We start from the raw sequence: 10,566 nt of genomic DNA on the forward strand, positions 1-10,566 counted from the left end.
CAGCGGAGTGTTTGACAACCGGCGCTTTCAATGGACCAGGAACGTTCAGGCTTTCGCATCGCAATCTTGTGATGCGGTGGGCGGGCTTTTCTGATGTGCCGGGAGAACGAATGGATAGGGATCTGCGTTACGGCGCAGTGATATCGCAAAGCGCCGCGCTTCCTTTATAGCGGCATTCAGTGGTTGGGACTATGTCGAAGAAAAACGGAAATGAAGCTCTCTCGCGCCGCGCTTTCCTTGCGTCCGCGGCAACGATTGGCGCCAGCGCGATGGCCGCGCCGGCATTGGCGCAGTCGGCGCTCGATACGCTGATCAACGCGCCGCGCCGCGGCAACTGGGACGACCAGTTCGATGCGAAGGCTGCTTCGCGCACGGCGACCGCCGTCGTTTCCAACACGCCGATCCTCGGCCCCCAATCGGTCGCGAGTGCGCAGCAGGCGATCATGCAATACCAGCAGATCGCGGCCGCCGGCGGCTGGCCTGAAGTCAATCCCGGCGACCAACGCCTGCAGCTCGGCGTTTCCTCTCCCGCCGTCCAGGCGCTGCGCCAGCGTCTCGCGATCACCGGCGACCTGCCGCGCGAGGCCGGCATGTCGAACGCCTTCGATTCCTATGTCGACGGCGCCGTCAAGCGCTTCCAGGCGCGCCACGGCCTGCCGTCCGACGGCGTTCTCGGCGAATTCACGCTGAAGGCGATGAACATCCCGGCCGATGTGCGCCTGCAGCAGCTGAACACCAATCTGGTGCGCCTGCAGACCTTCCCGGAAGATCTCGGCCGCCGCCACCTGATGGTCAATATTCCGGCCGCCTATGTCGAAGCCGTCGAAGACGGCAGCGTTGCGACGCGCCATACCGCGGTCGTCGGCCGTCTCAGCCGCCCGACGCATCTCGTCAATTCCAAGGTCTACGAGGTTATCCTCAACCCGTACTGGACCGCGCCGCGCTCGATCGTCGAGAAGGACATCATGCCGCTGATGCGCAAGGATCCGACCTATCTCGAAAAGAACGCGATCCGCCTGATCGACGGCAAGGGCAACGAAGTTTCGCCGGAGACCGTCGACTGGAACGGCGAGGCGCCGAACCTGATGTTCCGCCAGGATCCGGGCAAGATCAACGCCATGGCCTCGACGAAGATCAACTTCTACAACAAGAACGGCGAGTATATGCACGACACGCCGCAGCAGGGCCTGTTCAACAAGCTCATGCGTTTCGAATCGTCGGGCTGCGTCCGCGTTCAGAACGTGCGCGACCTGTCGACCTGGCTGCTGCGCGAGACGCCGGGCTGGAACCGCCAGCAGATGGAGCAGGTGATCGCGAGCGGCGTCAACACGCCGATCAAGCTCGCCACGGAAGTTCCGGTCTATTTCGTCTACATCTCCGCCTGGGGCATGCCCGACGGCATCGTCCAGTTCCGCGACGACATCTATCAGATGGACGGCAATGCCGAGCTCGCGCTCGACACCACGGCCGGCATGGAACAGCCGGTTCAGTAAGCGGCGACCCCAGTATCGTGATTTTGAGAACCGCGCCTTCGGGCGCGGTTTTTTCATGCCGGAAGGGGTCCTGCGTTCATGTCGCCGCCATTCATCGGTGCCATGCTGTCGCAAAATGGCAGGAGCGCGCGGTTTGCTCAGCAAATGTCGTTCTTCGTATTGCCCTTGCTCCGGCGGAAGGCTAATACCTCAGCGCATTCCAGTTGAGGAGCCCGCCCATGACCAATGCTTCCACCGAATCCTTCTTCAATCGCTCGCTTGCGGACGTCGATCCGGAAATCTTCGGCGCGATCGGAAAGGAACTCGGTCGCCAACGGCACGAGATCGAACTGATCGCTTCCGAGAACATCGTCTCCCGCGCCGTGCTGGAAGCCCAGGGCTCCATCATGACCAACAAATATGCCGAGGGTTATCCCGGCAAGCGTTATTACGGCGGCTGCCAGTTCGTCGATATCGCCGAGGAGCTGGCGATCGAGCGCGCCAAGAAGCTGTTCGGCGTCAATTTCGCCAACGTCCAGCCGAATTCCGGCTCGCAGATGAACCAGGCCGTGTTCCTGGCGCTGCTCCAGCCCGGCGACACCTTCATGGGCCTCGACCTGAATTCGGGCGGCCATCTCACGCACGGTTCGCCGGTCAACATGTCCGGCAAGTGGTTCAACGTCGTTTCCTACGGTGTGCGCGAAGGCGACAACCTGCTCGACATGGATGACGTCGCCCGCAAGGCCGAAGAGCACAAGCCGAAGCTGATCATTGCCGGCGGCACCGCCTATTCCCGCATCTGGGACTGGAAGCGCTTCCGCGAGATCGCCGACAGCGTCGGCGCCTATCTGATGGTCGACATGGCCCACATCGCTGGTCTCGTCGCCGGTGGCCAGCATCCGTCGCCGTTCCCGCATTGCCATGTCGCGACGACCACGACCCACAAGTCTCTGCGCGGCCCGCGCGGCGGCGTCATCCTCACCAATGAGGAGGATCTCGCCAAGAAGTTCAACTCGGCCGTCTTCCCTGGTCTGCAGGGCGGTCCGCTGATGCACATCATCGCTGCCAAGGCGGTCGCCTTCGGCGAAGCGCTGCAGCCGGAATTCAAGGACTACGCCGCCCAGATCGTCAAGAACGCCCGTGCGCTTGCCGAAACGCTGATCGCAGGCGGCCTCGACGTCGTCTCCGGCGGCACCGACAACCACCTGATGCTCGTCGACCTGCGCAAGAAGAACGCCACCGGCAAGCGCGCCGAGGCAGCGCTCGGCCGCGCCTACGTCACCTGCAACAAGAACGGCATTCCCTTCGACCCGGAAAAGCCCTTCGTCACCTCGGGCGTGCGCCTGGGTGCCCCGGCAGGCACGACCCGCGGCTTCAAGGAAGCCGAATTCCGCGAAATCGGCAATCTCATCGTCGAGGTTCTCGACGGCCTGAAGGTCGCCAATTCGGATGAAGGCAACGCTGCCGTCGAAGCCGCCGTGCGCGGCAAGGTGGTCAACCTCACGGACCGCTTCCCCTTGTATGGCTACATGGGGTAAGGAGTAGGGATGCGCTGCCCCTATTGCGGTTCGGAAGATACCCAGGTCAAGGATTCGCGTCCGGCGGAGGACAATACGTCCATCCGCCGGCGGCGCATCTGTCCGGATTGCGGCGGCCGTTTCACCACCTTCGAGCGCGTGCAGCTGCGCGAGTTGATGGTCACCAAGAAAACCGGTCGCAAGGTGCCTTTCGACCGCGAAAAGCTGGTGCGATCCTTCGAAGTGGCGCTGCGTAAGCGGCCCGTCGAGCGGGACCGCATCGAGCGCGCCGTTTCCGGTATCGTCCGCCGGCTTGAAAGCTCCGGCGAGACCGAGATTTCCTCCGAGCAGATCGGTCTTCAGGTGCTCGAAGCCATGAAGAGCCTCGACGATGTCGGCTTCGTGCGCTACGCTTCGGTCTATCGGGATTTCTCGCTTGCCGAGGATTTCGAGAAAGTCATTTCGGAAATCAACGCCAAGATCGCCCGCGACCCGCTGGACGGATGAGCCATGAGCATCACGCCGCATGACGAACGTTTCATGGCGGCGGCGATCCGTCTGTCTCGTCAGCATCTCGGCCGTACCGCCACCAACCCTTCCGTCGGCTGCCTGATCGTCAAGGATGGCGCCATCGTCGGCCGCGCCGTGACCGCCCTCGGCGGCCGCCCGCACGCCGAGCCGCAGGCGCTCGCGGAAGCCGGCGAGCTTGCCCGCGGCGCAACGGCCTATGTCACGCTCGAACCCTGCTCGCACCATGGCAAGACGCCGCCCTGCGCCGAGGCTTTGATTGCCTATGGCGTCGCCCGCGTCGTCATCAGCGTCACCGATCCCGATCCCCGCGTCTCCGGCCGCGGCATCGCCATGCTGCGCGATGCGGGCATCGAGGTAGATGCCGGCGTGCTGGAGGCGGAGGGCCGGCATTCGCTTGCCGCCTATCTCACCCGCCAGACTAAGAACCGTCCCTATGTGACTCTCAAGCTTGCCGTTTCCGCCGACGGCATGATCGGCCGCCAGGGGGCAGGGCAGGTGGCGATTACGGGGCCAGAGGCCCGCGCCCAGGTCCAGGCGCTGCGCGCCGAAACCGATGCGATCCTCGTCGGCATCGGCACGGCGATATCGGACGATCCGCTGCTGACGGTGCGCACTCCGGGGCTCGAGGCGCAGTCGCCTGTTCGCATTGTGCTCGATCCCAATCTGGCCTTGCCGCTGACGAGCAAGCTGGTTGCGACAGCGCGCGACGTGCCGGTCATCGTGGTGGCGAGTGAAGAGATTTCACCGCTCGGCTCGGAGGCGGACGGTACCCCACCCACCGGCCTCGCCGACATTCAATCCCGCCGCACCGCCCTCGAAGCCGCCGGCGTCGAAATCGTCTACTGCAATCCCTACCATCCCGAAGTCCTGCTGCCGGCCCTTGCCACGCGCGGCATTTCCTCGCTTCTGGTCGAAGGGGGCGCCAAGACTGCCCGGCTTTTCCTCGATGCAGGCCTCGTCGACCGTATCCAGCTCTATCAGGCGCCTCTCGTCGTCGGCGAGGGCGGTATTGAATCCCCCCTGCGGGCAACCGACATACCATCCGGTTTCACCCATCGGGGCACGTCTCTATACGGCGCTGATCGCCTGGACAAATATGAAAGAGAGAATTGATGTTCACCGGAATTGTCACTGATATCGGTACGATCGAATCCGTTTCGGCGTTGAAGGAAGGCATCAAGCTGCGCGTCACGACCGCTTATGATCCCTCGACCATCGATATGGGCGCGTCCATCTCCCATTCCGGCATCTGCCTCACCGTGACCGGCCTGCCGCAGGAAGGCAGCAATGGCCGCTGGTTCGAGGTGGAAGCCTGGGAAGAGGCGCTGCGGCTGACGACGATCGGCACATGGCGCGAAGGCAGCCGCATCAATCTCGAACGGTCGCTGAAGATCGGCGATGAACTCGGCGGCCATATCGTATCCGGCCATGTCGATGGCAAGGCGGAGATCCTCTCGGTGACATCGGAGGGCGACGCCACGCGTTACCGCCTGCGCGCGCCCGAACATCTGGCGAAATTCGTCGCTCCCAAGGGGTCGATCGCACTCGACGGCACCTCGCTGACCGTCAACGCGGTCGATGGCACGGATTTCGACGTCCTGCTCATCCGCCATACGCTCGAGGTCACCACCTGGGGCGATCGCAAGGCCGGCGATTTCGTCAATTTCGAAGTCGATACCATGGCGCGTTATGCCGCCAGGCTGGCCGAATTCCCTACCGCGAAAACTGAATGATCTCGCCGTTATACTGCGTGCGCGCCGTCTGGCGAAAGCCGAGCTTGGCTGCCACCCTGAGCGACGCCTCGTTTTCCGGGCTGATGATGCAGCTCATCGGCTTTCCCGGAAAATGCATATCCGCCCAGCCGATCAGGGCCGTCAGCGCTTCGGTGGCGTAACCGCGCCCGTGCGCCGAGGGCATCAGCGCCCAGCCGACCTCCATCGTGCCCTCGATCGAGGGCTCCATCTCGCGGCGGGCTTCCAGGAAGCCCGCTTCGCCGATGAAGAGGCCGCTCTTCCTTTCAACGATCGCGAGAAAGCCGAAACCCATATGGTGCCACATGCCGGCAATGCGCAGCATGCGGCTCCAGCTCTGCTCGCGCGTCGATGGCGCGCCGGTAATGAAGCGAACGACATCCTCGTCCGCCCATAGCGCCGCATGCGCCTCGAAATCGTCGAGGCCGTGAGGGCGAAGCGTCAGCCGCTCCGTTTCGAGTGTCGGAATGTCGGTCACATCTGATCCTTTGAAAATCACCCTCTCAGGCGCCGGGTTCGCCGTCCCAATAATCGAGGTGGCTTTCCGGCCGCCCGATATGGCGGAAGCGTCCGGGCTTGGCGCCATCCCTGTTGGTCTTGGCAAGGAACTTTCCGGAATCGGGATATTCGACGATCTCCGTCTTCGCCATCGTCGAAATGCCGAGATAGACGAGTGTCACCGTGCCTGAATTGATGATCTGGTGCGCCGTTTCCGGCCCGCCGGCCGGTGCGCCGAGCACGTCGCCTGCTTTGATCGCATGGCGCTCGTCGCCGAAACGGTATTCGCCGGCGCCTGACATCACGTAGAAAAGTTCGTCTTCGACATGGTGATTGTGGAAGGGACAGCTCGATTTTCCCGGCGGCACCTCATTGTAGCTGATGCCGAGGCCGGCAAGGCCGAGAAGGGCGCCGAACGAGGCGTCGGCGCCTTCGTAGAGCTCACCCTGTTTCCAATGGTCGAGCTTGAGATCGGCGATATTGATCACCGCTTTCGATTCCGTCGCCATGATGTCCTCCTGTTGCAGGGAGAGAAACCATCATAGCGGGAAAAAAATTCAATGAGTTTTTCTGAGATCCCCGCATGGGCGGAGAGGAGACGCCGCCCATGCGGGAAGCCGTCAGCGGACGTAGAAGGTCAGGCTTCCGTCGGCCGCCTGTTCGGCGTTGACGATGTTGCGGACGTCGACGCCCTCGTTGTTGAGCCGGTGAGCAAGCGACCTGTTGGCGTCGATCGAGGCCTGGATGCCGTGAATGGCCTGGTCGGAACGCTCAGGTGCCGAGCGCGGACCGGTCGTCCCGTCGTCGCTATTGCGCCAATTGTAAACCTGCTCGACGTTGAAATCATTGCCCTGGAAGGTCCTGAGCGTATGCTCGATGCCCTGGGTGGTGTTCATCCCAAGGCTTTCGGCCCGGCTGACGCCGGCAAATGCCATGGAGGAGAGAGCTGCGGCGAGGGTGACGGTGACAATTCGGTTCATGATCATATCCTTTCATCTGCTTTGACGGTCGGCTGTCGTTGCAGGGGATCGTCGGTGTCACGACATGGAATTGGCGCTCCGCCCCTCTTAGTTCAATGGCTTAAGCCACTGAAAAACCATTAAAAATTCTTCATGGAAATCGCCTTCGAATTGCCGTTTTCCAGGCATCCGGCAAAGCCGGCGCGCAACGCTCGTCCCGTTGTGTACGGATTGTGCGGCTATCCCTTTGCGGATATTTCCTCTTTCCGTGTTGCGGCATCGGGCGAAATTGCTTGCCATTCGCCCGAAGGCGTGTTTTGACCGCGGCCTGCCGAGTGGAAAATGTCCCACGAACCGAAGGTGAACCATGTCGAGAGAGACCGCTCCCCATATTTTGATCGTCGAAGCCCGCTTCTACGACGACATGGCCGACGCGCTGCTCGAAGGCGCGACCTTTGCGCTCAAGGAAGCCGGCGCTACCTACGAGGTGGTCACCGTTCCCGGCGCGCTGGAAATTCCGGCGGCGATTGCCATGTCGCTCGATGGGGACGACAATGGCGGCACACACTATGACGGCTATGTCGCCCTCGGCATGGTCATCCGCGGCGAGACCTATCACTTCGATATCGTATCGAACGAATCCTCGCGCGCTTTGATGGATCTCGCGGTCAGTGAATCCCTTGCCATCGGCAACGGCATCCTGACCGTGGAAAACGATGAACAGGCCTGGGCGCGCGCACGCCGCTCGGAAAAGGACAAGGGCGGCTTTGCCGCTCGCGCGGCTCTGACGATGATCGAGCTGAAGCAGAAACTGGGTGCATAACGAATGAACGACGACAAGACGGAACGGCCGGTCAAGACTGCGAACCAGCGGGGCGCTGCCCGCCTGGCTGCCGTTCAGGCGCTTTATCAGATGGATGTCGGCGGCACGGGCGTTCTGGAAATCGTGGCCGAATACGAGGCGCACCGCCTCGGCCAGGAACTCGACGGCGCGACTTATCTGAAGGCCGATGCCGGCTGGTTCCGCTCCATCGTCTCCGGTGTCGTGCGCGATCAGGTCCGTCTCGATCCGCTGATTGCCGCAGCCCTGCAGGATGACTGGGCCTTGTCGCGCCTCGACAGCACCGTGCGCGCCATCCTGCGCGCCGGCGTTTTCGAGCTCACCGACCGCAAGGACGTTCCGGTGGCGGTCATCGTCACCGAATATGTCGAGATCGCACAGGCCTTTTTCGAGGACGACGAGCCGAAGCTCGTCAACGCCGTGCTCGACCGGATCGCAAAGCAGGTCCGCGGCGAGGCGAAGAAATAAGCTCTTAGCCGCCAAACAATCTCCCTGCGTCTTTCTTCGCGCCGCAATGGTTTTCGCCCGTTGCGGACTTGACGCCACGTGATCGACCACGCAATCTCCGGACCGCTTAGCTGTGGCATTTCTGTGGAGAGGAAGGCGAGTCGGCGGCGTATTTGCCGGAGAAGGAGTGAGCTCCGGCCTATGGGAGGAAAGAGCGAAATGACCATTCTTTTATGCGTAATCGCATGCGGTCTGCTCTCGGTGGTCTATGCCGCCTGGGCAACCCGGTCGGTGCTTGCCGCCGATCAGGGCAACAGCCGCATGCAGGAGATCGCGGGTTATATCCGTGAAGGCGCCCAAGCCTATCTGACCCGCCAGTACAAGACCATTGCCATAGTCGGCGTCGTCGTTTTCATCGCAGCATGGCTGCTTCTTTCCGCCACGGCCGCCATCGGCTTCCTGATCGGCGCCGTACTATCCGGCGTTGCCGGGTTCATCGGCATGCACGTCTCCGTTCGCGCCAATGTGCGCACTGCCCAGGCGGCCTCCGCGAGCCTTTCCGCCGGCCTCGACATCGCCTTCAAATCGGGTGCCATCACCGGCATGCTGGTGGCAGGCCTCGCGCTGCTCGGCGTCTCCATCTACTATACCATTTTGACCGCCGGGCTCGGACATGAGAGCGGCTCGCGCGAAGTCATCGATGCGCTCGTGGCGCTCGGCTTCGGCGCTTCGCTGATCTCGATCTTCGCCCGTCTCGGCGGCGGCATCTTCACCAAGGGCGCCGACGTCGGCGGCGACCTCGTCGGCAAGGTGGAAGCCGGCATTCCCGAGGACGATCCGCGCAACCCGGCAACGATTGCCGATAACGTCGGCGACAATGTCGGCGACTGCGCCGGCATGGCCGCCGACCTATTCGAGACCTATGCGGTCTCCGTCGTCGCCACCATGGTTCTCGCCGCGATCTTCTTTGCCGGCGCGCCGATCCTCCAGTCTGCGATGATCTATCCGCTGGCGATCTGCGGCGCCTGCATCATCACCTCGATCATCGGCACCTTCTTCGTCAAGCTCGGCTCGAACGGTTCGATTATGGGCGCTCTCTACAAGGGCCTCATCGTCACCGGCCTGCTGTCGATCATCGGTCTCGGCGCCGCCACCTCGCTGACGGTCGGCTGGGGCTCGCTCGGCACGGTCGCCGGCGCCGACGTCACCGGCACGAACCTGTTCATCTGCGGTCTCGTCGGCCTCGTCGTCACCGCGCTGATCGTCGTCATCACCGAATATTACACCGGCACCGGCAAGCGTCCCGTCGTTTCGATTGCCCAGTCGTCGGTGACCGGCCACGGCACCAACGTCATCCAGGGACTGGCGGTCTCGCTGGAATCGACGGCCCTGCCGGCGATCGTCATCGTCGGCGGTATTCTTGCGACCTATCAGCTCGGCGGCCTCTTCGGCACCGGCATCGCGGTCACCGCCATGCTCGGCTTGGCCGGCATGATCGTTGCGCTCGACGCCTTCGGCCCGGTCACCGACAATGCCGGCGGCATCGCCGAAATGTCGCACCTGCCGCCGGAAGTGCGCAAGTCGACCGACGCGCTCGACGCCGTCGGCAACACCACCAAGGCAGTGACCAAGGGCTACGCGATCGGTTCCGCCGGTCTCGGCGCGCTGGTGCTCTTTGCCGCCTACGCCAACGACCTGCGGTATTTCGCGGCCCATGGCGACCAATATCCCTATTTCGCCAACATCGGCGAAATCTCGTTCGAACTGTCGAACCCATATGTCGTCGCCGGCCTGCTTTTCGGCGGCCTGATCCCCTATCTCTTCGGCGGCATCGCCATGACGGCCGTCGGCCGCGCCGCCGGCTCGATCGTCGAGGAGGTGCGTCGTCAGTTCAAGGCGAAGCCGGGCATCATGCAGGGCACGGAAAAGCCGGATTACGGCAAGGCCGTCGACCTTCTGACCAAGGCCGCCATTCGCGAGATGATCGTGCCATCGCTCTTGCCGGTGCTGGCGCCCATCGTCGTCTATTTCGGCGTGCTGCTCATCTCCGGCTCCAAGGCCTCGGCCTTCGCCGCCCTCGGCGCATCACTGCTCGGGGTCATCATCAACGGCCTCTTCGTCGCCATCTCGATGACCTCAGGCGGCGGCGCCTGGGACAATGCCAAGAAGAGCTTCGAGGACGGTTTCGTCGACAAGGACGGCGTACGTCACATGAAGGGCTCGGATGCGCACAAGGCCTCCGTCACCGGCGATACCGTCGGCGATCCCTACAAGGATACCGCCGGCCCCGCCGTCAATCCGGCGATCAAGATCACCAACATCGTCGCGTTGCTGCTTCTCGCCGTTCTCGCCGGTTGATGCATCCAAGCACCGCGGTTCGCTTAGGTGCCATACCCGATCACTAAAAAACCCGCCGGAGCGATTGAACTGACCCCGTAAAGTTGGACGGTTTATTGGCTGGGATTATTTAAGGGCTGAGTCCTGTATTGAACAGGGCTCAGCCCTTTGAGTTTTAGCCTGATGCGATCGTTGTTGTAATACCGAATATAG

13 protein-coding genes are annotated in these 10,566 nt (G+C 62.7%); 9 read left to right on the forward strand and 4 right to left on the reverse strand.

The genetic code is table 11. The annotated features are described in order from the left end of the window. Positions 1–191 precede the first annotated feature (191 nt). The 5 genes from ATY78_RS09470 (at position 192) to ATY78_RS09490 (ending at position 5,253) form a co-directional block, all read left to right on the forward strand. Positions 192–1,493, forward strand: coding sequence for a L,D-transpeptidase family protein (locus ATY78_RS09470; RefSeq protein ID WP_088682084.1), 1,302 nt, complete (start codon positions 192–194; stop codon positions 1,491–1,493). A gap of 218 nt (positions 1,494–1,711) precedes the next feature. Next, a complete protein-coding gene (gene glyA, locus ATY78_RS09475; protein ID WP_088682085.1) occupies positions 1,712–3,010 on the forward strand; it encodes a serine hydroxymethyltransferase in 1,299 nt (432 codons plus the stop codon). A 9-nt stretch (positions 3,011–3,019) separates the two neighbouring features. After that, positions 3,020–3,496, forward strand: coding sequence for a transcriptional regulator NrdR (nrdR, locus tag ATY78_RS09480; RefSeq protein ID WP_088677088.1), 477 nt, complete (start codon positions 3,020–3,022; stop codon positions 3,494–3,496). Between the two features lie 3 nt (positions 3,497–3,499). Further along, positions 3,500–4,633 carry a bifunctional diaminohydroxyphosphoribosylaminopyrimidine deaminase/5-amino-6-(5-phosphoribosylamino)uracil reductase RibD gene (gene ribD / locus ATY78_RS09485; protein ID WP_088682086.1) on the forward strand — a complete coding sequence of 378 codons (1,134 nt, stop codon included), beginning with the start codon at positions 3,500–3,502 and terminating at the stop codon, positions 4,631–4,633. After that, a complete protein-coding gene (locus ATY78_RS09490) occupies positions 4,633–5,253 on the forward strand; it encodes a riboflavin synthase (RefSeq protein ID WP_088682087.1) in 621 nt (206 codons plus the stop codon). The genes ribD and ATY78_RS09490 overlap by 1 nt, the downstream gene beginning before the upstream one ends. Here ATY78_RS09490 and ATY78_RS09495 read toward each other — a convergent pair. From ATY78_RS09495 to ATY78_RS09505, 3 genes are all read right to left on the reverse strand, one after another. Beyond that, positions 5,234–5,749 (reverse strand): GNAT family N-acetyltransferase, encoded by a 516-nt coding sequence (locus tag ATY78_RS09495; protein WP_088682099.1) that lies wholly within the window; start codon positions 5,747–5,749, stop codon positions 5,234–5,236. The genes ATY78_RS09490 and ATY78_RS09495 overlap by 20 nt on opposite strands. Before the next feature lie 25 nt (positions 5,750–5,774). Further along, positions 5,775–6,278 (reverse strand): cupin domain-containing protein, encoded by a 504-nt coding sequence (locus ATY78_RS09500; protein ID WP_088682088.1) that lies wholly within the window; start codon positions 6,276–6,278, stop codon positions 5,775–5,777. Between the two features lie 111 nt (positions 6,279–6,389). Beyond that, positions 6,390–6,749: a hypothetical protein gene (locus tag ATY78_RS09505; RefSeq protein WP_088682100.1), complete on the reverse strand. Its 360-nt coding sequence runs from the start codon at positions 6,747–6,749 to the stop codon at positions 6,390–6,392. Positions 6,750–6,881: 132 nt separating this feature from the next. Here ATY78_RS09505 and ATY78_RS28530 point away from each other — a divergent pair, with 132 nt between their 5' ends. The 4 genes from ATY78_RS28530 (at position 6,882) to ATY78_RS09520 (ending at position 10,374) form a co-directional block, all read left to right on the forward strand. Continuing rightward, positions 6,882–7,049: a hypothetical protein gene (locus ATY78_RS28530; RefSeq protein ID WP_190237426.1), complete on the forward strand. Its 168-nt coding sequence runs from the start codon at positions 6,882–6,884 to the stop codon at positions 7,047–7,049. A gap of 46 nt (positions 7,050–7,095) precedes the next feature. Then, positions 7,096–7,551: a 6,7-dimethyl-8-ribityllumazine synthase gene (locus ATY78_RS09510; protein WP_088677104.1), complete on the forward strand. Its 456-nt coding sequence runs from the start codon at positions 7,096–7,098 to the stop codon at positions 7,549–7,551. 3 nt (positions 7,552–7,554) lie between these two features. Beyond that, positions 7,555–8,037, forward strand: a complete 483-nt coding sequence (gene nusB / locus ATY78_RS09515; RefSeq protein WP_088677105.1) for a transcription antitermination factor NusB — start codon at positions 7,555–7,557, stop codon at positions 8,035–8,037. Between the two features lie 198 nt (positions 8,038–8,235). After that, positions 8,236–10,374: a sodium-translocating pyrophosphatase gene (locus tag ATY78_RS09520; RefSeq protein WP_088682101.1), complete on the forward strand. Its 2,139-nt coding sequence runs from the start codon at positions 8,236–8,238 to the stop codon at positions 10,372–10,374. Positions 10,375–10,466: 92 nt separating this feature from the next. On the opposite strand, the gene ATY78_RS09525 is transcribed toward ATY78_RS09520, so the two are convergent. After that, the coding region (locus tag ATY78_RS09525) for an IS3 family transposase (protein ID WP_141105615.1) at positions 10,467–10,566 on the reverse strand (100 nt) is incomplete at its 5' end.

It is taken from the genome of Rhizobium sp. R635, from assembly GCF_002211285.1.
Taxonomy (GTDB): domain Bacteria; phylum Pseudomonadota; class Alphaproteobacteria; order Rhizobiales; family Rhizobiaceae; genus Rhizobium.